The organism is Acinetobacter sp. SFA, assembly GCF_001647535.1.
GTDB lineage: Bacteria > Pseudomonadota > Gammaproteobacteria > Pseudomonadales > Moraxellaceae > Acinetobacter > Acinetobacter pecorum.
Window position 1 is genome coordinate 63,236 of the sequence record NZ_LSZI01000017.1, and the last position, 20,488, is coordinate 83,723.

The window sequence follows — 20,488 nt, forward strand, 5'->3', positions numbered from 1 at the left end:
ATAAACAGGTTTAAATCTCTCAACTTTAAGCAAGGATTGATTCAGACCTTGTCAAATGAACTGAATCTATCACTGATGAACTAGATGCAGATGGCATCGGTAAAACAGTCTTTATCGTATTTTTGTGAGGGCGGACTGATCTGGGCATAGTACAGAATCTGTTCTGTTGCTGAACGGTTTCTATAGTCTGCAGGCAAGGCTTGCTGACGCTGTTCCGGATTCATGTCCAGAAACTCTAAGAATAGACGTGCCTGTGTAGACAGCTTCGATTTCTGGCCGTTTGCCAGCCCGATGATCGTTTCCAGGTGGCTGGTATCCACAGCATAACGGTCGCGATAGTCTTCCGAAACTGGTGACTGTTCGGTACCTCTAAACAGGAAATAGGTATATTGCTTGAGCAGATATTCGGCATCGCGTTTATAGCTGCTGTTGGGATAAGTCTTGAGATAGTCTTCCCAGAAAAGACTACGAGCTGCAATTTCAGGTGCTTCAATCTGCAGGCGTTTTTCAACCAGTACCGGGTCCTTATTCTGTTCTGCCAGATTTTCAATAAAGGCTTTTTCGGCAGCCGGTAGATACGGAGCAAAAATACGGGCCAGATATTCCGGACTACGGCGATATTGCAAATTGCCATTGCCTAAGTCCAGCAGTTCTACATAAGCCTGATTTTTATGCTTTAACAGATACTGGTCCCGTGGAGTAAGCTGTTGAAAATGAGCTTGCTGAATGGTCGGATGCTGTGCCATTTCCAGTGCATACTGCTCGAAAGCACGTTGCTGGAACTCGGTACGGTCTACCTTTAAAAAGCGCTGATACATTTCGGTAGAACGCAGCATCAGGTGCTTTTGCTCCGCCAGATCCATCAACGGCAGGCACACTTTAAGATCCTGATTAATCTGTTCCAATGCGAACGTGGTGCGCTGGTCATTAATCTGGGACATATTTTTTTCAATATTCTGGCACATGAGGCTAAAGTCATTGACTGGACTTTGCTTTTGTTTGGCTTCAGTCTGTTCAATCTGGATCTGTGGGTCAGAGGGCTGTTGGCAACCTCCTAGAAACAGCACACCGCCAGCAACTAAACAGGCTTTGAATATCGACTTGAATGGCATTAACACTATGCTTCAGGACTCTGTATAGGTGAATTCAGAAAATAACGGCCTTGTAGGAAGATATTGTATAGATCAAATTAAAATACTATGTTTAGTATTGTGAATTGCTTTGTTACATTGCCGATAGGGCTGGGCAGAAATTGAATGAATGATGGATAAAAATTGATCTTTATATTAAAAAATTAATAAAAATCATACGTAAAAATTCAAAAGATATCTTTAGTATAATTTGGCTTAAAGCGCCAGCAATTTTTTGCTTTGAATCGCGGTTGGGGATTAATACTATAAAATGAAACTAAAACTCGTTGTCGTGGCTAGTTTATTGATGAGCAGCCCGTCGGTTTTTGCTTTGGATTTGCAAGAAGCCTATGCACGTGCCCAGCAAAATGATCCAACCTGGCAGGCGAATGTATTGCAGTATCAGGCAGATCAGCTCAATCTGGGGGTTGCTAGCGGCAACTTGCTGCCGACTATTACCCTTTCAGGAAATGTGACCCGTAAAAACCAGTCCACGGATGCGCCTGCCGATCCCCAATTTTCCAGCTTGGTGACTTCCAGCACCACGACTCGTCAGCTCGCACTCACTGCACGCCAGCCTTTATTCCGCTGGGATGCCTGGCAAGGCTATAAACAGGTCAAAACCTCGGTCGAACTGAGTGAAGTAAATTTACAGCTGCAAAAACAGCAGCATATTTTACAGGTGGCTGAAGCTTATTTTAATGTCTTACGGCAGCAGTCTTTGACCACAGCATATTTGCAGGAAGAACAGGCTTTATCTGAACAGCTACGAATGATGAATGCCAAACTGAAAGAAGGTCTGGTAGCCCGTAGTGATGTGAGTGAGGCCAATGCCCAGTATCAAAGTGCCCAGGCCAACCGGATTTCAACTCAGGTCCAGCTGGTTCTGGCTCAAGAGCAGCTGGCTCGGTTAATTGGGCCTTATCGGGAAAATCTGGCAGTATTACGCAACGACTTTCAGTTCCAGAAACCGGTTCCGAGTAATATGCAGTTCTGGATAGATTTGGCGCAAAATCAGAATCTGGAAATTCTGCAGGCACGTCTGCAAAGACGATATTCTGAAGATGCCAAACGCGTCGAACAGGCTGCGTTATATCCTCAGGTCGAAGCCGTAGGCACCTATGGCTATCTCAAACAGTCACCGGAAACGATTATGTCCAGCAACGGCGATTTTGACCAGATTGGCGTTGAAGTGAACTGGAATCTATATACCGGGGGACGCACGCAAAAAAGTATTCGTCAGGCAGGCATAAATGTACAAAAAAGTGAAGCCCAGCTGGAGGCTGCGATCCGTAAAGCCAATGCTGATGTAAAGCAGTCCTTCATGCAGGTAGAAACCGATCAGGCCAAGCTGAATGCACGTCAAGCTGCGATGGAATCATCGGAAGTTGTCTCGCGGGCATCCAGAGCACAATATGACGAAGGGTTAAAGACCATGGTTGATGTGTTGCTGGCCCAGCGCAATGCCTTTTCTGCCAAGACCGATTATCTGAATGCCAAATATGATTATCTGCTACATGTCCTGCAATTGCAGGCCTCGGTCGGGCAGTTGACTGAAAAGGAACTGGCAGCGCTGAATGCCTGGCTGATTGAATATGATCCATCGCAGCCTCTATAGCATCACGATTGTCATCAAACTTTCATCATAGATATGCTTTAATATGACTTATTATTAATCATTTTTTCTCTGCCGTTCAGGAGTAGCTTTCCTTGTGTCCAAATAATCCTGTATTAACTCATCACATTTCTTCGCAATTTAATGATGAATTGCAGGACGTCAATACCAAATTTATGACAATGGGCGGACTGGTAGAACAGCAGGTAGCCAACGCCATTCATGCCTTATTGGATACAGATGTTTCAATGGCAATAGACGTGCAGTTCCAGGACAATGTCGTAAATCAGATGGAGCGTGAAATCGATGAAGCGCTGACCCTGATTCTGGCGCGCCGTCATCCTGCTGCGATTGACCTGCGCATGGTAATTGCCATGTCTAAAGCCAATACCGATCTGGAGCGGATCGGAGATGAAGCTTCAAAAATAGGTCGGATTGCACAAAGTCTGTGTGAAGAGGGTGGTTCACCGCGCGGTTATATGGAAACCCGGCATATCGGCAACCAGGTGCGGGTGATGATTCATGATGCACTGGATGCTTTTGCGCGTCTGGATGTAGATCAGGCGCTGAAAGTCATGTTGGCAGATGCAGATATTGACCGTGAATATCAGTCGGCGACACGTACGCTCATGACTTATATGATTGAAGACCCGCGGCATATCACTCGTGTCATCAATGTCTTATGGGTACTGCGTTCGCTAGAAAGAATTGGTGATCATGCCCGGAATATTTCGGAACAGGTCATTTATATGGTCAAAGGTTTTGATGTGCGCCATACCAGCGTTGAAGAAATTGAACAGAGAGTGCAGCGTTAAATCTCCCCAATTCAAATAAAAAACCTCCGTACTGGAGGTTTTTTTGATGAGGATAGAAAAGCTAGCTATGGGTTTCTTCTTCTGCATCATCTTCAAAAGTCTTGGCTATTTTTTCAATATTCAGACTTTTGGCCATCGCATCAAAAATTTCCTTATACACGCCATCCTGATGATAAAGTGCATCATGTTCACCGTGTTCGGCAATACAACCTTCTTTCATGACATAGGTATAGTCCGCATCAATGATTTGCGACAGGCTATGTGAAATGATGATCACGGTACGACCTTGCTTGATCTGGTCCAGACTCTGTTTGATCTGTTCTGTTGCAATCGCATCCAGACTCGCGGTCGGTTCATCCAGAAAAATAATGGGCGGGTTTTTCAGGAACATCCGCGCAATGGCGATCCGCTGTTGCTGTCCGCCAGAAAGTTGCAGAGCATCGGAATCATAGCCATCCGGCAACTGCAAAATCTGTTCGTGAATCGAGGCTTTTTTGGCCGCAGCGATGACTTCCTCCCTGCTGGCATTGGTTTTTCCATAACGGATATTGTCAAAAACCGTGCCTTGGAAAATATGGTTTTTCTGCAGTACCAGCCCGATATGATCACGCAGATACTGGGTGTCATAGTCTTTTAAATCAATGCCATCCAGTTTGATCTGGCCTTGCTGCGGTTCATAAAATTTATCCAGCAGGCTGATCAAGGTTGATTTTCCGGCACCAGATAAGCCGACCAATGCTGTAATCGTATTGGGCCGGATTTCCATATTGATATCTTTCAGGGCATGATAGCCATTTGGATAATAAAAATTCACCCCACACAGCTCAAACCGGCCTTTTACGGGTGGTGTTTGCTGGCCACTTGGTTCAATTTCATCATCGGCTTCCAGAATCTTGAAAAAGCTCTCCGAATAGATCATGGCATCATTTACTTCATCATAAATCCGGTGCAGAGAGCGAATCGGGGCAGAGACGTTATTAAAGAGCAGTACATGGTACATAATCATGCCAATACTCATCTGGCCATCCAGTACAAAATAGGAGGTCAAAATAATAATCAGTACAATGCCGATCTGTTCAATAAAGGTTTTTAGGCCATCGAACAGGAAGCTGGTTTGACGGGTTTTCATCTGGTTGTCGGTCAGTTCGCGCTGCAAGTTGAGCTGCTTTTCAGATTCAATCGATTCCCGGTTAAAAGATTTAATGACCGTAATCGAGTTGATGATGCTGAGAATGCCCTGACTCTTTTTCTCCCGGCCATCTCGCAGACTACGACGCCAGCCCCCCAGTTTCTGCGCCTGTTTGTAGGTCAGCCAGAAATAGATCGGGACAATGGCAGTGGCCACCAGACCCACATAGACATTGGCGTAATACATCAGGCCCAGCGCCACAATTGCACTGGTAAACAACGGTAAAATATCAATAAAGAAAATCTGTACCAGCCGGGTGAGGGAGCTGATGCCACGGTCAATCCGGGTTTGTAGTTTTCCAGCCTGATTATTGTCCTGATTAAAAAAAGCCAGCCGGTATTTTAAAAACTTTTCAATGATGCCTTGAGCCAGATCCTGAGACACAAAAATCCGCAGCTTTTCGCCATAAAACTTCTGTCCAAACTGGACCAGTGCATTAACTACTTCTTTGCCTAGCAAAATGGCAGAGATGGTAATCAAAATATGCCAGCCTTGCTCCAGTCCTTGGCCCTTTTCCAGTAGGGCATTGATGCTGTCGACAGCGTATTGCAGGGTCAGCGCATTGACCTGTGCAGTAAAGGAGCCGATCAGGGTTAAAATCAGGGTGGCAATTACCAGCAGCCGATAAGGACGTACAAAGGGACGAAGTTTTAAAAACAGCTGCCATAAGTTCATAAGCAATTATTTTTATTGTCAAAGTTGAGCTCAGTCTAGGCAGGAATAAAAATGGCGACAAGAGCAAATGTTGTATTTATTTGTGAAACCGGATTGTAATTTTTCAGCTTAAGTCCCAAGATTTTTAGCAAATATCGTACTTTTAGGCCATCTGTTAAAATGACTTTGGATCTTTTTGCGCCTGAAGCTCAAGCCAATCTATTACCCTTTGATGGGGTCGTGGAAGATTATGGCCAGATTTTGGATGAAAAGCAGAGCCAGCAATATTTACAGCATTTTTTAGCTCATCTGGTCTGGCAGCCGGACGAAGTGAATTTATTTGGCAAGCATTATATTACGGGACGCAAAGTGGTGTGGTATGGCGATGAACACTATCAGTATCACTACTCTGGAAGTTTCAAGCAGGCTCAGATCTGGACACCGGGTCTGTTCCGTTTAAAACAGCATATTGAAAAGCTGGTCGGTCATTCGTTTAATTCCTGTCTGGCCAATTTATATGAAGATGGTTCGCAAGGTCTGGGCTGGCACAGTGATGATGAAGCTGCGTTATATGTGGGAACATCCCGGGAAAATGTTATTGCTTCGCTCAGTCTGGGTGCTACCCGCAAGATGAGCTTTAAACATAAAACAACCGAGCAGGCAACAGTCGATCTGCTGTTGCAGAGTGGTCAATTGATTGTAATGCGTGGACAGACTCAGCAATACTGGAAGCACTGTATCCGTAAAACCACTAAAGTGCTGCAACCTAGAATTAATCTGACTTTTCGTTATTTTTATCCTTAGGCGGCATTCAGACATAAAAAAGTACCCAAAAGGATACTTTTTTAAAACTTTCAAAGTAAATTAAGGTGTGATTCCGGCAGGATGTCGATACCAGCTTTCAATCAATAGGGCAGCCGCAATACTGTCCGCAGACAGTTTTTTGCCACGACCTTGCGCCTGATAATGATCCAGTTCATCGCGTGCTTCACGGGTGGTCAAACGTTCATCCACCATCCAGGTTTCAATATTGGTCTGATGACGCAAACGGCGGGCAAATTTTCTCGCCCGTGTCGACAGTTCAGATTCGCTATCATCCATGTTTAGTGGCAAACCCACCAGAAATAAGCCTGGTTGATGGCTTTTTATGATTTTAAGCAGTTCATCCCAGTTGGGGATCCCATCTTTCATGGGGAATAAAGCTAAGGGATTGGTACTTGCAATCAGGGATTGACCGACAGCCATTCCCATTTTTTGTGTACCAAAATCAAACGCCATAATCGTTTGTGGCGCGTTTACATCAGGCATGTCCAATCTCGGAAGATAACCAGTTGCGGTCTACGCCCATTTTTTTATAGGCAGCATCCCAACGGTCGTTATAAGGTAAGTTAAAAATCAGATCCATATCGGAATCACATATCAGCCAGTCACCACGAGCAATTTCTTCTTCCAGCTGATGCTTGCCCCAGCTGGCATACCCAAGGGCAATCTGATAGCGACCGACCCCTTCATTATGTGCAATCGCATCCAGAATATCTTTGGATGTCGTGATGCAGACATTTTCTCCGACTGCAATGGAGGAATGCCAGGTTGGCTGGCCAGTATGCAAGACAAAGCCGGCCTCGGGACGTAAAGGGCCACCTTGCAATACTTCATGCGGATTGACGTTGTCTGCCTCAATATCAAGATCATTCAGCAATTCTTTAATTTGAATGCCGGCAGGTCGATTGATAATAATGCCTTGAGCACCATCTTCATCATGACGCGCGAGATAAATGACCGTCCGGGCAAAAAAATCATTATTCGCATGCGGCGGTGCAATCAGACAACGATGTGTCAGAAACTGTTTGGTCACCTGAGCAGTTCTCCTTAAAATTAATTTCTTCGCAGAGAAATCCAATGATCCTAATTGCTACGTTACTCGAGCTTTTTGGATTCACCAAATTTTATTTGTCCGGATTGTAAAGTTTTAAGCCTGCTGAAATTTCAACTGACGTAACTGACGGGCATGCTGTAAAGTCGTTTCACTAATTTCCATACCCCCTGTCATTCTTGCAAGTTCCTGAATAATATTATTTTCTTCAAGATTGATAATGATGCTGCTGGCAGGATCGGTCTGCTGTTTTTTCACCAGCAAATGATGATCAGACTGTGCTGCCACCTGTGCCTGATGGGTGATACACAAAATCTGTACATGCTGGCCCAGACCGGCCAGTAAACGTCCGACAATTTCTGCAGTACCGCCACTGATCCCGACATCAATTTCGTCAAAGACCAGAACTTCGGCTTCGGTTTTTTCCGCATTCATGACTTGCATCACCAGCGCAATACGCGACAATTCACCGCCTGATGCAACGCGGGCCAGCGGCTGAGCCGGAATGCCTTTATTGGCCGTGAAAAGTAGCTGGATAAAGCTCAGACCTTCACTGGATGGATGCTCCAGAGGCTCAAATTTAAACTCAAAATGTGCTTCAGGCAGCGCCAGCTGTTTAACCTGTTCAGTCAGTTTTTTAGCGAGTGGCTCAGCTGCATCACGACGGATCTGGTCCAGATGCTGGGCTTTGTGCATAAACTCCTGATAAGAGACTTCGACCTGCTCGGCCAAGGTTTCCGGATCTTCGAGTTGCTGTAGCTGTTCAAGTTCAAGCTGCCAGGCCTCATATTCTTCTTTTAGTAATTCCGGCTGGGTGCGATATTTTCGCGCCAAACGATGAAAAATTTCCAGCGTTGAATTCAGTTCTTCCATACGTTCCGGATCAAAACTCTGCCGATCCATAAACTGGCGTAATGTTGCCGTTGCATCTTCGAGTTCACTCTGGGCATTTAGTAAAGAAGTATGAATCTGGGAAAGCTGTTCGCTACGACCGGCATGTGATTCCATGCGACGTAGAATGGAAGCCAGTTCTTGGGAAATATTCTGTTCGCCTTCATCCAGACTATTCAGGCTATAGACACAGTCCTGCATGATCGCTTCATGATGGGAAAGCCGGTCAAATTCCTGTTCAATCTCTTGATAATCCGTCTGAACAATTTCTTCCAGTTCTTCTAGCTGCAGTTCCAGGGTTTCCATGCGCTGCTTACGGGTCGCTTGTGCATCTAGCGCTGCCTGATGCTGACGAATATTTTTCTGCCAGGTGCTATAAGCGTCCCGCACTTCCTGGGCTGGTGCATAAAAATTGCTATAGCGATCCAGCCAGTGTTTTGGATAAGGTGGTTCCAGAAGTTGCTGCTGGCTATGCTGGCTATAAAGTTGAACCAGCAGACGCCCAATTTCTTTCAACTCTGACAGGCTGCTCGGACGTCCATTGATCCAGGCCTTGCTGCGGCCGGTAGCAAAAATTACCCGACGCAAATGAATTTCACCTGATTCATCATCCAGTTCATGCTCTTTCAACCAGGCTGCTTCAGGACTGTGCTCTTGGTAGCTGAAGCTGGCGGTGACATCCGCCTTTTCCGTACCATAACGCACATAATTGGTATCGGTTCGCTCACCCAGACAGGCAGACAATGCATCTAGTAACAGGGATTTACCTGCACCGGTTTCACCGGTTAAAACGTTAAAACCTTTATCAATATCAATAGCAAGATGCTCAGCTAAAGCAAAATTGATCAGAGTTAAATGTGTCAGCATAAACGCATCCGGGCTGCGAAAAGTTTGATTGAAATAGCCTGATGTCGGATTGGGGGTCGCAACATGGCTGGGATTATTATAAATCAGGACGAATCAATTTCATTCTATCTTAAATTTTAAAGATTCATATATGCTTATTTCACTGTATTTTCGCAACAAGCTGACTCAGAAGTATGTTAATTCATTGCTGATTTTCATATTTTTGCCATCAATATTCTCTAAGCTAATAGTTGAAATAAAATTATTTCAGCAGAAGGTGGTTAAGTCGAAACTGAAGCCGATATGCCAGCAAAATACAGGCCAAAACATGCTGCAACTAAAAGGGATTCAGCGATACAGAATATTTTATCGACGTCGATAAACTTCGATTGATTAGTTGAGGGTGCACATTTAAACTACAGCAATCAAAATATTACAAAATGCTTTATCTGGAGAAATCGCATGTCAGCTCAGTTTGATCATGTATCGGTACTTAAAAAATCTAATGTATATTTCGGCGGGTTGTGTATTAGTCACATTGTACAATTTGAAGACGGGACCAAGAAAACGTTGGGTGTCATTCTGCCATCAGAAAATGCCTTGACCTTTGAAACACATGTTCCTGAGCGCATGGAAATTGTTTCAGGTGAATGCCGTGTTCAGATTGGCGATAGCGAAGAAAGTGAGCTGTTCCGTGCCGGTCAGTCTTTCTATGTACCGGGCAATAGCCGTTTTAAAATCGAAACCGATGATGTGCTGGACTATGTCTGCCATTTTGAAGGTTAAGTCCAGATTCAAGATCAGTGTAAACCGGGCAAGAAATTTCAGTGCGAATCGGTTAAACTAATCAGCTACAGAAATCCTGTGAAGTCAGCTTTACGGGATTTTTCTTTTGTATATAACTAATCTAGAGGTCGTTCATGGCAAAACCTGAATATTTTTATGGCGTACATTCAGTGGAGTCATTGTTAGAGCTTGAGCCTGAACGTGTCTTGACATTATTCACTCTCAAAGGACGCGATGATCAGCGTTTAAAGCGTGTACTGGAACTGGCTGAACCGTTTGGGATCAGTGTGCAGCAAGCCAGCCGTGACAAACTGGAAAAATTGGCCGGCCAGCCGTTTCACCAAGGCGTGGTCGCTGCGGTACGTGCACATCCGACACTGAATGAAAAAGATCTTGAATCACTGTTGAGCGCAAATCCTCAAGCGTTGTTATTGGCTCTTGATCATATTACCGATCCGCATAATCTCGGTGCCTGTATCCGTACGGCCGCTGCAATGGGCGTTGAGGCAGTGATTGCGCCACGTGATCGTTCAGCCACCCTAACTCCGACAGCACGTAAAGTGGCTGCAGGTGGTGCGGACAAAGTCAAATTCATTCAGGTGACCAATCTGGCGCGTACTTTGGGTCAAATCAAAGAAGATTTTAATGTTCGTGTGGTCGGTACCATGCTGGATGAAAAAGCACTACCGATCCAGAATTTTGATTTCACCGGTACCGGCGTCTGTGTGGTGATGGGTGCGGAAGATACTGGCCTGCGTCCAATCACGCAAAGCCAATGTGATCAGACCGTGTATATTCCGATGGCAGGCAATCTGCAAAGTCTGAATGTCAGTGTGGCTACAGGTATGGCGCTGTATGAAGCCTGCCGTCAGCGTAACCTTTAATTGATGATGACATTGTCAGACCGTACGCAAGGCTATGTTTTTTTAGTTGTTACCATGTGCATCTGGGGCGGTTTTACCTTAACGGCCCGCCTGAATGCGCTTTGGCAGATCAGTGCCTGGGATATCGTGGCCTTGCGTTTTTCTCTGGCATTCCTGATTCTGATGCCGATCTTGCTTTATCGTAAAGAGGCCGCTTTTTTACTGAAAAAAGAGCCTTTTATTTTAGCGATGATTGGCGGGGTGATTTATTGCCTGTTTGCCTATAGTGCTTTTCACTACGCACCTACCGCCCATGCTGCAATTTTCTTGAATGGCTGTATTCCGATCTGTACCGCGATTATGGCTTTTTTTCTGATGGGGCAGGCTTTTGATAAACATACCTGGGCCAGCCTGATCATTATGATCGTAGTACTATGCCTCATGAGTATGCTGATGTATCGGGAAACTGGTGTGGCCTTTGGGGCAGGGGACGGGCTGTTTTTTATCAGTGCCATACTTTGGGCGATTTTTACCGTTTTATTGCGTAAATATCAGCTAACTGCATGGCAGGCAATGTGTGGGGTCGCGATCTGGTCGGCAGTGATATATGTGCCGATTTATCTGCTATTTTTACCGAAAAATTTGAGTGTGCCTGAACCCAAGCATTTACTGTTTCAGACCATTTTTCACGGCATATTTGTGGTGATTATTGCCACTTTAAGCTATGTAGAAGCCATCAAGCGTCTTGGTGCATTTAAGGCAGGCAGTATTACCAATCTTGCACCTTTTATTGCGGCAATTCTGGCTGTACCTTTATTAAATGAAACTTTAAGTCTGGCCATGGTCTGTGGCCTGATGGGTATGGCAGTTGGGGCCTTACAGCCGTGGCGCTGGTTACAGCATCAGGACAGTCTGAGCCGAAAATTGGCAGAACAAAAAAAGCAGTCTTAATCAGACTGCTTTTTTTATGCTTCAGCTGGCTGCCATGTTTAAATATTTTTGATGTAATAGTCTGAGATGAGCATAGAGATGATCCAGATGACCATCATTTAGGACAATATCATCGGCCATGGTCTGCTTTTGTTCGCGGGACATTTGTGCGGCAATGATATTGCGAATTTGTTCGATATTCTGGCCATCACGTTGTGAGGCTCGCTCAATTTGCAGTTCGATGGTGGCATCAATCAGCAAGGTATGCTGGGTGAGTTCGTGCTGATTGGTCTCAAATAGTAGTGGTGAAACCAGAATGGCATAGGGACTTTGCGCAGCATGTAGTTGCTGGATAATGGAAGTGCGAATTGCTGGATGGGTAATACTTTCCAGGGTCTTGCGTGCTTCAGGAGACTGGAAGATATATTCACGCAAGGCACGCCGATTCAGTGAGCCATCGGCAAGCAGTACCCAATCGCCAAAAGCCTGCTGAATCTGGGTAAGTGCAGGCTGCCCGATTTCAACCACTTCACGTGCTACCACATCGGCATCGACTACCGTGATCCCTTGTGCTTCAAACCACTGACTGGCAGCAGACTTGCCACTGCCAATCCCACCAGTTAAACCGAGTACAAATTTCAATTTATTGACCTAAATACACTTTCATAATTTGTTCACCCCAAAGAAAAGCAATCCAGCCGGCAATCGCAATATAGGGACCAAAAGCAAAAGGCTGATTTTCCTTGCGGACTTTTAGCAGAATGATACCGATAATCGCACCTACTAGGGAAGACAGCAACACAATTAAAGGCAGTAATAATGGACCCATCCAGGCACCCAAAGCCGCTAGTAATTTAAAATCGCCATAACCCATGCCTTCTTTACCGGTGATGATTTTAAACAGGTAATACACTATCCATAGACACAGAAAACCAATGATATAGCCCCAGATGGCAGAGCTTGGGGAGGTATAGAGTGCATAACTATTTAACCCCAGACCTAGTGCAGCCAAGGGCAGGGTATAACGGTCAGGTAATAGCTGGGTGTCAAAATCAATAAAGGTTAGCGCAATCAGTACATAAGTCAGGATCAGACCAAACAGCATTTGTAGGGTAGGGCCAAATACTGCTACGACAAGCAGTGCACAAACTGCCGTCAGAATTTCAACAAATGGATAGCGGATACTAATGGGATTCTGGCAGTTGCTACATTTTCCGCGCAGGACCAGCCAGCTGATAACGGGGATATTCTGGTACCAGCGGATTGGCTGATGACATTTAGGACAAGTCGAAGCGGGTTTGCTTAAACTTAATTTCACTTCATCAATCACCGGCTGTTCCGGATGCAGGAACATCTGGCAATCAGTACGCCATTCCTGTTCCATCATCTTGGGCGTGCGGTAAATCACTACATTCAGAAAACTGCCGATACATAAACTAAAAAGCCCAACTGCGATATACAACGCCGTTGGGTTTTGAATAAAATATTGAATAAGATCTTGCATTAAACCACAGAACCCATTTGGAAAATTGGAAGGTACATGGCAATCACCAGACCACCGACAAGCACACCGAGAACAGCCATAATTAACGGCTCCATCATCGAAGTTAAGCCGTCCACTGCATTGTCGACTTCATTTTCATAATGCGTAGCTACTTTGTCCAGCATGGCATCTAGCGCACCTGACTCTTCACCAATTGCGACCATTTGGATGGCCATGGAAGGAAACTTGTTGGTGACCCGCATAGCAAACTGCAGCTGTTGGCCTGTGGCAACATCTTCACGAATTTTCATCACAGCATCTTCATATACGACGTTATTGGTTGCGCCCGCAGTAGATTCCAGTGCATCAATCAAGGGCACACCAGCTGCAAAAGTGGTGGCCAAAGTACGACTATAACGGGCAATAATCGCTTTATATACCAGATCACCAAAAATCGGTGCCTTGAGCGCCGCTTTATCCAGAAAATCGCGGAATTTCTTGCTACGTTTTTTGGCTTCAAGAAAAGCAGTAATGATGGCTCCAATGGCAATAATCAGCAGGAACCAATATTTTTGCATCCAGTCCGACATATTGACCACCATCTTGGTAAAAGCGGGCAGATCAGCACCAAATGAAGAAAATAATTCCTGGAAAACCGGGACCACTTTGACCATCAGAATAATGGTAACGATCAACGCAACCACGACTACCGAAGCCGGATACTTCATCGCTTTTTTGATTTTTTGCTTGAGCAGTTCGCTTTTTTCTTTGTAAATCGCAACACGATCAAGCATGGTTTCAAGAGCACCCGACTGCTCGCCTGATTCCACCAGCGAACAGAATAATTTATCGAAGTATTGAGGATATTTACGTAGTGCTCCAGCGAAAGTGTTACCCCCTTCGACTTCCCCTTTAATTCCCAGTACAACTTCGCGCATGGATGGATTTTCCAGACCTTCTGCGACAATTTCAAAGCCTTGTACCAGCGGCACCCCGGCTTTCATCATGGTCGCCAACTGTCGGGTAAAAATTGTAATATCCAGTGTCGAGACTTTTTTCTTCATCAAGCCTTCAAGGATATTTTTTTTCTTTTCCCGAATGGTTTTTATGCTGATGCCTTGTTTCCGAAGGGTGACCTTGGCCAGAGCCATATTTTTTGCTGGCAATTCCCCCTTGATCTTTGCCCCTTTACGATCAATTCCTTCATAGCTGAAGATTGGCATCATCTGGCCTTTCTTTACTGCTGCCATACCTTTATCCTTATTTTAGATCAGCGCCTGATCATTCGCTGGTGACACGATTGACTTCCTGTAAAGAAGTCACCCCCTGCATCACCTTGACTAAACCTGACCGGCGTAAATTGTTAAAACCTGCACGTGCGGAAGCATCGGCAATTTCAAGTGCATTGCCGTCCTCCATAATAATTCTGGAAATTTCGGGTGTTACTTTCATAACTTCATAAATACCCACACGACCCTTATAGCCTTCGCGACATTCATTGCAGCCCACCGGTTCATAAATTTGGAACTCAGGTTGCTGCAAGTCGATTTCGGTAAAACCCATCTCCAGTAAGCTTTGTTTCGGAATATCGGCAGGTTTTTTACATTGTGAACATAAACGACGCGCCAACCGTTGTGCAATAACCAGGTTGACTGAAGTGGCAATATTGAAAGAAGGCACCCCCATATTGCGTAAACGGGTTAAAGTCTCAGGCGCACTATTGGTATGCAGCGTTGACATCACCATATGACCGGTCTGCGCCGCTTTAATCGCAATCTCGGCAGTTTCCAGATCCCGGATCTCACCGACCATTACGATGTCCGGGTCTTGACGTAAGAAGGACTTCAGTGCGGCAGAGAAGGTCAGGCCGACTTTATTATTCACGTTGACCTGATTAATCCCTTGCAGGTTAATCTCGACCGGATCTTCCGCTGTCGAAATATTGGTATCTTCACGGTTTAGGATATTCAGACCAGTATAAAGAGAAACTGTTTTACCGGAACCCGTCGGGCCGGTGATCAGCAGCATCCCTTGCGGTTTGTCCAGCGCCTGCATAAACAGTTCTTTTTGTTCCGGTTCATAACCCAGAGCATCAATCCCCAGCATCGCGCTGGATGGATCCAGAATACGCAGTACCAGCTTCTCGCCAAACAGGGTAGGGAGAGAGTTGACACGGAAATCAATGGCTTTGTTTTTGGATAATTTTAGTTTGATTCGGCCGTCTTGCGGTACCCGTTTTTCTGAAATGTCCATTTGTGACATAACCTTAAGACGTGAAGACAGGCGGTTTGCCAGCTGTAAGGGCGGGGTTGCAATCTGACGTAGAACGCCATCGACCCGGTAACGTACCCGATAGATTTTTTCATAAGGTTCAAAGTGTAGATCTGAAGCGCCCATACGGATCGCATCAATCAGCAATTTATTAATATATTTGACAATCGGTGCTTCTTCACCCTTGTTACTGTCATCCTCTTCTTTATTCGGATCAGCAGATTCGACATCAACATCCAGATCAAAGTCTTCATCGAATTCAAAAGTGCTTTCTTCGGTAAAATTCTGCTCGATCAGTTTTTCAAGTTTATTGTGTTCAACAATAATGGTTTCAATGTTGAGTTTGGTGGAAAAACGGACCGCATCAATTGCTTCAATATTGGTCGGGTTACTGATGGCAATATATAAAATACTGGAATTTTTAAAAATTGGCAGGATGCGATGCTTGGTAATCAGCTTCTCGTCAATGATATCCCGCAGGATTTGAGCAGGGTCATAAACACTGATATCAAATAGCGGTTCTCCGAATTCGACTGAAATCGTTTCGGCAATGACGGTGGGAGAAAGCTGTTGCTGGTTAATCAGCTCGGCCACAATATCTATTTTTTCCTGCTTGGCATGCGCCAAAGCACTGCGCATATCTTCAGCCGAGATTACGCCTTCCTCGACCAAACGACGAATAAATCCGGTAAATCTCGGCGACCCCTGTAAAGCTGTCATGCTATAAATGCCTACTCATCAAATTTTTTTAATTACTATATTAAAATTATACGTTTGTTACGTAAAAATGCCATAGCAAAGAGTGCTGCCACCTTCCTCATATCCAGTAAAACTATGAACTGGTTAGAAGAAGTCCCTATTTTTTTAAGTGATAACAAAAAATAACCATTTAGGATAGTCTAAACCTAGAATGAGTGATAAGAAAACTATTCTTTTAATTTTCCAATTCCGTGTAGAATGTGCCCAATTGAAAATATGTAAATGAAATAGGTTAATTATGTCGGTTTCGACGATTACCCCTTGGGTGATAGGTAACTGGAAAATGAATCCGGTGCAGGCAGAGGCATTGAGCTTGGTGCGTGGTATCAAGAGTTTACTGGAAACAGCACCAATCTCTGAGGGTAAATGTCATCTGGGTGTGGCGCCGATGGCTATTGCGTTAAGCCAGATTCAGGCAGAACTGTCATCCGCTTCTCGTCCTATTTACACAGTAGCGCAAGATGTTTCACGTATTTCAGGAATGGGTGCCTACACCGGTGAAGTCAGTGCTGAATTACTTGCAGACAGCCAAATCCAGTATGTATTGGTAGGTCATTCTGAGCGCCGAGAAATATTTGCGGAAAATACTGACATTTTAAATGCTAAAATCAAGCATGCTTTAAGTGCCGGTTTAACCGTGATTTACTGTGTAGGTGAAAGCTTGGAACAACGTGAAGCCGGGCAGGCAGAAGCAGTAGTATTGCAGCAGATTTGTGATATTGCAGCTGTGGTGGATGCTGATCAGTGGAAAAATGTCGTGATTGCCTATGAACCGATCTGGGCAATTGGAACCGGTAAAACTGCTTCTCCTGAAGATGCGCAAGCCATGCATGCACAAATCCGTCAAGGCTTAAGCCAGATTACGGGCTATGGCGAGACTATGGCGATTTTATATGGTGGTAGTGTCAAGCCGGAAAATGCAGTAGAGTTAGCAGCCTGCCCGGATATCAACGGGGCATTGGTCGGTGGTGCATCACTCAATGCTGAGTCATTCCATAAAATTGCTCAGGCATTTGCAAATACACAATAATTAGGAGTTCGGCATGCAAACTTTTGTGCTGGTAGTACATATTATCTTAGCTGTTTTGATGATTGTCTTGATTTTGGTTCAGCATGGTAAAGGTGCAGATGCTGGTGCCTCTTTCGGCGGCGGCGGTGCAGCAACAGTATTCGGAGCATCAGGTTCGGGTAATTTCATGACCCGCTTGACTGCGATTTTTACTGCGCTGTTTTTCGTAACCAGTCTGACTTTGGCGGTTCTTGCCAAGAAGCAAACAACAAATGCGTATAGTTTGTCATCAGTCCAGTCCGCACCGACTGCGCCGGTACAACCGGTTGAAACTTCACCAACTGCACCAAAAACGGCCGAATAGTTTTAATTAGTCCTTTCTTTTTTTGAGTGATGCGACTAGAATGCGTCACAGCTGCGGTGGTGGTGGAATTGGTAGACACGCTACCTTGAGGTGGTAGTGCTTTCGGGCGTGGGGGTTCAAGTCCCCCCTTCCGCACCAACTTATAATCCAGAAATTTAAGTTGGTGTATGCAGCTGAAAAACTTCTATTGATGCGGGATGGAGCAGTCTGGTAGCTCGTCGGGCTCATAACCCGAAGGTCGTTGGTTCAAATCCAGCTCCCGCTACCAATCAATCCTTTTTAAAGACGCAAACTTTCAAGAGGCAGCTTAAACCAGTATTAAGCTGAGAAATATAATTTGCATATTGTTGCGGGATGGAGCAGTCTGGTAGCTCGTCGGGCTCATAACCCGAAGGTCGTTGGTTCAAATCCAGCTCCCGCTACCAATCTTTTAAAGATGCAAACTTTAAAAGCAGCTTGGAATATTAAGCTGAAAGTTTTTTGTACGCTGATGCGGGATGGAGCAGTCTGGTAGCTCGTCGGGCTCATAACCCGAAGGTCGTTGGTTCAAATCCAGCTCCCGCTACCATTTTTTCAGCGACAGATCACAAATATGCAGAATGATGCGGTTTTGATTGAAAAGATCTCATTTTTTGTATATAATTTTTGCACGTTGATGCGGGATGGAGCAGTCTGGTAGCTCGTCGGGCTCATAACCCGAAGGTCGTTGGTTCAAATCCAGCTCCCGCTACCAAGTTTCTAAAAGAGGCTCACAACAAGGTGGGCCTTTTTGCACAGTGGGATTTGAAAAAAGTCTTAAATTGTGCAGTAATTGGGGCGATTTACGCCCTTTTTTATTGGCTATCGTGTAGTGTCGACATTATTTGATCAAATCTCCATGTTTCACTACTACTATAGTTTGTATTGGTTTGTAGTGGTCAAATAGATCATAAAATCGCACCAGATGACGAGAGTAAATGAAGCTATCAAATAAAACTCAAGCACTTCAGGACTTGATTGCACCGGCAGTTGAAGCCTGTAATGTAAACCTTTGGGGGATTGAGTTCCTGCCACAAGGGAAACGTTCGTTATTACGTATCTATATCGACAAACCAGTCGATGAGAGCGTTGCACCAGTCGTTAATGAAGATGGTGAAGAAGAACAGGGGCGTGGTATTGGCGTTCAGGATTGTGTGCGTGTCACGCAGCAAGTGGGTGCAATGCTGGATGTCCATGATCCAATTTCAGGTGAGTATTCACTTGAAGTTTCATCACCAGGCTGGGACCGTCCTTTTTTTCAGCTTGAGCAGATGTCAGGTTATATTGGTCAAACCGTAGCACTACGATTGATCAGCGCAGTAGATAACCGTCGTAAATTCCAGGCAAAACTGGTTGCTGTCGACCTGGAAAATGAAATGATTCAGGTTGAAGTGGAAAAGCAGCAGGTATTGGAGATCGACAGTCACAATATTGATAAAGCAAATTTGGTCTTCCAAGATTAATTTAATAAATAAGAATTTGAACGCATAGGTGACGTATGGCACGTGAAATTCTGACCGTCGTTGAAACGGTTAGTAACGAAAAAGGTGTACCTCGTGAAGCGATCTTTGAGGCGCTTGAGCAAGCTTTAGTTGCAGCGACAAAGAAAAAATTCTACGAAGGTACAAATTCGGAAGAAGCACGTTTACGTGTAGAAATCGATCGCAAGACAGGTGACTATCGCACTTTCCGTCAGTGGGAAGTGGTGGCAGATGAAGATCATGAAATGCCAGCTTGTCAGGATGCGATTTCTGATGTTGATCCTGCAAAATGGTCAATTGGCGACATTCGTGAACTGGAAGTTGAATCGATTGATTTCGGTCGTATTGCGGCACAAATTGCCAAGCAAGTGATCGTACAGAAAATCCGTGAAGCAGAACGCGCACTTGTGGCAGATGCTTATGAATCTAAAGTCGGCGAGCTGATCTACGGTGAAGTGAAAAAACAAACCAAAGATGGCTTTATTATCGACTTAGGTGACAATGCCGAAGCTTATCTTGCCCGGGAAGAAATGATTCCGAAAGAGATTCTTCGTCCAAAGCAGCGCGTAAGTGCAATTCTTTATAGCGTGAACCGTGAAGGTCGCGGTGCGCAATTGTTATTGTCGCGTGCCAAGCCTGAAATGCTGATCGCATTGATGAAGAAAGAGATCCCTGAGATTTCTGAAGAAATTATTGAAATTAAAGCTGCAGCTCGTCAACCGGGCGTGCGTGCCAAGATTGCAGTAAAAACCAATGACCACCGTATTGACCCGGTGGGTGCTTGTATTGGTATGCGTGGTACCCGAATTCAGGCTGTACAGCAAGAGCTCAATGGTGAGCGTATTGATGTCGTAGTCTGGTCGGATGATCCTGCGCAATATATCGCAAGTGCATTGGAACCAGCAGATGTATCGAGTATTGTCATCGATGAAGATGCACGTACTGCGGATATTATCTTCGCTGCCAGCGATCAGTTGGCACGTGCGATTGGTTCACAAGGTCAGAACGTTCGTCTGGCATCAGAACTGACTGGCTATAAGCTGGACATGATGCTGGAAGAGGAATACTACGCCCGTCAACAAAACGAAGCGCAACAATATCTGGACATGTTTGTACAACGTCTGGATATCGCTGAAGATTTGGCGATGGCATTAGTAGAAATGGGCTTCACCTCGCTTGAAGAAATTGCTTACGTCCCGGCAGAAACATTCGATGAAATCGAACTTGATGCTGAACTAGTTGAATTATTGCAAAGCCGTGCGAAAGAAATTGCACTTGCTGATGCATTACAACAGCAAGAGAATATCCAAGCGCCAAGTGAAGAACTTGTTGCAATGGAAGGCATGACAGCAGAGATCGCGCAAGCTCTAGCAGCTCGTGGTGTGGTAACCGTGGATGATTTAGCAGATCAGGCAACCGACGATATCGCAGATATTGAAGGTTTGGGTGCTGAGAAAGCGGGTCAACTCATTATGAAAGCGCGCGAATCATGGTTTAACTAGGAGGTAGTA

19 protein-coding genes and 5 tRNA genes are annotated in these 20,488 nt (G+C 45.0%); 15 read left to right on the plus strand and 9 right to left on the minus strand.

What is annotated here, in order from left to right:
- Positions 1-80: 80 nt before the first annotated feature.
- On the minus strand, positions 81-1,112 hold the full coding sequence (locus AY607_RS08715) for a hypothetical protein (protein ID WP_064102358.1): 1,032 nt from the start codon (positions 1,110-1,112) through the stop codon (positions 81-83).
- A 289-nt stretch (positions 1,113-1,401) separates the two neighbouring features.
- On the opposite strand from AY607_RS08715, the gene AY607_RS08720 reads away from it, so the two are divergent.
- A complete protein-coding gene (locus AY607_RS08720; protein ID WP_064102359.1) occupies positions 1,402-2,748 on the plus strand; it encodes a TolC family outer membrane protein in 1,347 nt (448 codons plus the stop codon).
- 92 nt (positions 2,749-2,840) lie between these two features.
- Positions 2,841-3,560: a phosphate signaling complex protein PhoU gene (gene phoU, locus AY607_RS08725; protein WP_064094642.1), complete on the plus strand. Its 720-nt coding sequence runs from the start codon at positions 2,841-2,843 to the stop codon at positions 3,558-3,560.
- Between the two features lie 61 nt (positions 3,561-3,621).
- Here the strand turns inward: phoU and AY607_RS08730 are convergent, their stop codons facing one another.
- Positions 3,622-5,424, minus strand: a complete 1,803-nt coding sequence (locus AY607_RS08730) for an ABC transporter ATP-binding protein (protein ID WP_064102360.1) — start codon at positions 5,422-5,424, stop codon at positions 3,622-3,624.
- Between the two features lie 159 nt (positions 5,425-5,583).
- On the opposite strand from AY607_RS08730, the gene AY607_RS08735 reads away from it, so the two are divergent.
- The gene (locus AY607_RS08735) at positions 5,584-6,207 is read left to right on the plus strand and encodes an alpha-ketoglutarate-dependent dioxygenase AlkB family protein (RefSeq protein ID WP_064102361.1); all 624 of its coding nucleotides are present in this window, start codon (positions 5,584-5,586) and stop codon (positions 6,205-6,207) included.
- A 60-nt stretch (positions 6,208-6,267) separates the two neighbouring features.
- Here AY607_RS08735 and ruvX read toward each other — a convergent pair whose 3' ends face one another.
- The 3 genes from ruvX to recN form a co-directional block, all read right to left on the minus strand.
- On the minus strand, positions 6,268-6,711 hold the full coding sequence (ruvX, locus tag AY607_RS08740) for a Holliday junction resolvase RuvX (protein WP_064102362.1): 444 nt from the start codon (positions 6,709-6,711) through the stop codon (positions 6,268-6,270).
- Positions 6,704-7,258, minus strand: coding sequence for a YqgE/AlgH family protein (locus AY607_RS08745; protein ID WP_064094638.1), 555 nt, complete (start codon positions 7,256-7,258; stop codon positions 6,704-6,706). The genes ruvX and AY607_RS08745 overlap by 8 nt, the downstream gene beginning before the upstream one ends.
- A gap of 114 nt (positions 7,259-7,372) precedes the next feature.
- Positions 7,373-9,034 carry a DNA repair protein RecN gene (recN, locus tag AY607_RS08750; RefSeq protein WP_064102363.1) on the minus strand — a complete coding sequence of 554 codons (1,662 nt, stop codon included), beginning with the start codon at positions 9,032-9,034 and terminating at the stop codon, positions 7,373-7,375.
- A gap of 441 nt (positions 9,035-9,475) precedes the next feature.
- On the opposite strand from recN, the gene AY607_RS08755 reads away from it, so the two are divergent.
- From AY607_RS08755 to AY607_RS08765, 3 genes are all read left to right on the plus strand, one after another.
- Complete coding sequence (locus AY607_RS08755) at positions 9,476-9,799, plus strand: pyrimidine/purine nucleoside phosphorylase (protein WP_004281089.1); 324 nt, start codon at positions 9,476-9,478, stop codon at positions 9,797-9,799.
- Positions 9,800-9,933: 134 nt separating this feature from the next.
- Positions 9,934-10,683 (plus strand): 23S rRNA (guanosine(2251)-2'-O)-methyltransferase RlmB, encoded by a 750-nt coding sequence (rlmB, locus tag AY607_RS08760; RefSeq protein WP_005101440.1) that lies wholly within the window; start codon positions 9,934-9,936, stop codon positions 10,681-10,683.
- A 6-nt stretch (positions 10,684-10,689) separates the two neighbouring features.
- On the plus strand, positions 10,690-11,613 hold the full coding sequence (locus AY607_RS08765) for a DMT family transporter (RefSeq protein WP_413772523.1): 924 nt from the start codon (positions 10,690-10,692) through the stop codon (positions 11,611-11,613).
- A 21-nt stretch (positions 11,614-11,634) separates the two neighbouring features.
- Here AY607_RS08765 and coaE read toward each other — a convergent pair whose 3' ends face one another.
- From coaE to pilB, 4 genes are read right to left on the minus strand one after another with little or no spacing between them, the layout of a single operon-like run.
- On the minus strand, positions 11,635-12,234 hold the full coding sequence (gene coaE / locus AY607_RS08770; protein ID WP_064102364.1) for a dephospho-CoA kinase: 600 nt from the start codon (positions 12,232-12,234) through the stop codon (positions 11,635-11,637).
- A 1-nt stretch (position 12,235) separates the two neighbouring features.
- Positions 12,236-13,096 (minus strand): prepilin peptidase, encoded by an 861-nt coding sequence (locus AY607_RS15320; RefSeq protein WP_064094634.1) that lies wholly within the window; start codon positions 13,094-13,096, stop codon positions 12,236-12,238.
- Positions 13,096-14,325: a type II secretion system F family protein gene (locus AY607_RS08780; RefSeq protein ID WP_064094633.1), complete on the minus strand. Its 1,230-nt coding sequence runs from the start codon at positions 14,323-14,325 to the stop codon at positions 13,096-13,098. The genes AY607_RS15320 and AY607_RS08780 overlap by 1 nt, the downstream gene beginning before the upstream one ends.
- 31 nt (positions 14,326-14,356) lie before the next feature.
- Entirely contained in the window at positions 14,357-16,066 is a 1,710-nt protein-coding gene (gene pilB / locus AY607_RS08785) for a type IV-A pilus assembly ATPase PilB (protein ID WP_064094632.1), read from the minus strand.
- Positions 16,067-16,343: 277 nt separating this feature from the next.
- Here pilB and tpiA point away from each other — a divergent pair, with 277 nt between their 5' ends.
- The 9 genes from tpiA to nusA all read left to right on the plus strand — a co-directional run bounded on the left by tpiA (position 16,344) and on the right by nusA (position 20,479).
- Positions 16,344-17,135, plus strand: coding sequence for a triose-phosphate isomerase (gene tpiA, locus AY607_RS08790; protein WP_064094631.1), 792 nt, complete (start codon positions 16,344-16,346; stop codon positions 17,133-17,135).
- Between the two features lie 13 nt (positions 17,136-17,148).
- A complete protein-coding gene (gene secG / locus AY607_RS08795) occupies positions 17,149-17,478 on the plus strand; it encodes a preprotein translocase subunit SecG (protein WP_064094630.1) in 330 nt (109 codons plus the stop codon).
- Positions 17,479-17,531: 53 nt separating this feature from the next.
- Positions 17,532-17,616 (plus strand) — tRNA-Leu (locus AY607_RS08800).
- Positions 17,617-17,669: 53 nt separating this feature from the next.
- Positions 17,670-17,746: transfer RNA gene (locus AY607_RS08805), tRNA-Met, on the plus strand.
- 80 nt (positions 17,747-17,826) lie between these two features.
- A tRNA-Met gene (locus tag AY607_RS08810) sits at positions 17,827-17,903 on the plus strand.
- A gap of 66 nt (positions 17,904-17,969) precedes the next feature.
- Positions 17,970-18,046, plus strand: a tRNA-Met gene (locus tag AY607_RS08815).
- Between the two features lie 88 nt (positions 18,047-18,134).
- Positions 18,135-18,211: transfer RNA gene (locus AY607_RS08820), tRNA-Met, on the plus strand.
- 223 nt (positions 18,212-18,434) lie between these two features.
- Entirely contained in the window at positions 18,435-18,959 is a 525-nt protein-coding gene (rimP, locus tag AY607_RS08825; protein ID WP_064094629.1) for a ribosome maturation factor RimP, read from the plus strand.
- Between the two features lie 35 nt (positions 18,960-18,994).
- Positions 18,995-20,479: a transcription termination factor NusA gene (nusA, locus tag AY607_RS08830; RefSeq protein WP_064094628.1), complete on the plus strand. Its 1,485-nt coding sequence runs from the start codon at positions 18,995-18,997 to the stop codon at positions 20,477-20,479.
- Positions 20,480-20,488 lie beyond the last annotated feature (9 nt).

Bases quoted from the DNA above. Each gene is read 5' to 3' on its own strand.
- nusA (WP_064094628.1), top strand. From the start codon at position 18,995: ATGGCACGTGAAATTCTGACCGTCGTTGAAACGGTTAGTAACGAAAAA.
- AY607_RS08720 (WP_064102359.1), top strand. From the start codon at position 1,402: ATGAAACTAAAACTCGTTGTCGTGGCTAGTTTATTGATGAGCAGCCCG.
- AY607_RS08780 (WP_064094633.1), bottom strand. From the start codon at position 14,325: ATGGCAGCAGTAAAGAAAGGCCAGATGATGCCAATCTTCAGCTATGAA.
- rlmB (WP_005101440.1), top strand. From the start codon at position 9,934: ATGGCAAAACCTGAATATTTTTATGGCGTACATTCAGTGGAGTCATTG.
- recN (WP_064102363.1), bottom strand. From the start codon at position 9,034: ATGCTGACACATTTAACTCTGATCAATTTTGCTTTAGCTGAGCATCTT.
- secG (WP_064094630.1), top strand. From the start codon at position 17,149: ATGCAAACTTTTGTGCTGGTAGTACATATTATCTTAGCTGTTTTGATG.
- AY607_RS15320 (WP_064094634.1), bottom strand. From the start codon at position 13,096: ATGCAAGATCTTATTCAATATTTTATTCAAAACCCAACGGCGTTGTAT.
- rimP (WP_064094629.1), top strand. From the start codon at position 18,435: ATGAAGCTATCAAATAAAACTCAAGCACTTCAGGACTTGATTGCACCG.
- AY607_RS08735 (WP_064102361.1), top strand. From the start codon at position 5,584: ATGACTTTGGATCTTTTTGCGCCTGAAGCTCAAGCCAATCTATTACCC.
- AY607_RS08730 (WP_064102360.1), bottom strand. From the start codon at position 5,424: ATGAACTTATGGCAGCTGTTTTTAAAACTTCGTCCCTTTGTACGTCCT.
- ruvX (WP_064102362.1), bottom strand. From the start codon at position 6,711: ATGCCTGATGTAAACGCGCCACAAACGATTATGGCGTTTGATTTTGGT.
- tpiA (WP_064094631.1), top strand. From the start codon at position 16,344: ATGTCGGTTTCGACGATTACCCCTTGGGTGATAGGTAACTGGAAAATG.
- AY607_RS08715 (WP_064102358.1), bottom strand. From the start codon at position 1,112: ATGCCATTCAAGTCGATATTCAAAGCCTGTTTAGTTGCTGGCGGTGTG.
- AY607_RS08765 (WP_413772523.1), top strand. From the start codon at position 10,690: ATGACATTGTCAGACCGTACGCAAGGCTATGTTTTTTTAGTTGTTACC.
- AY607_RS08755 (WP_004281089.1), top strand. From the start codon at position 9,476: ATGTCAGCTCAGTTTGATCATGTATCGGTACTTAAAAAATCTAATGTA.
- pilB (WP_064094632.1), bottom strand. From the start codon at position 16,066: ATGACAGCTTTACAGGGGTCGCCGAGATTTACCGGATTTATTCGTCGT.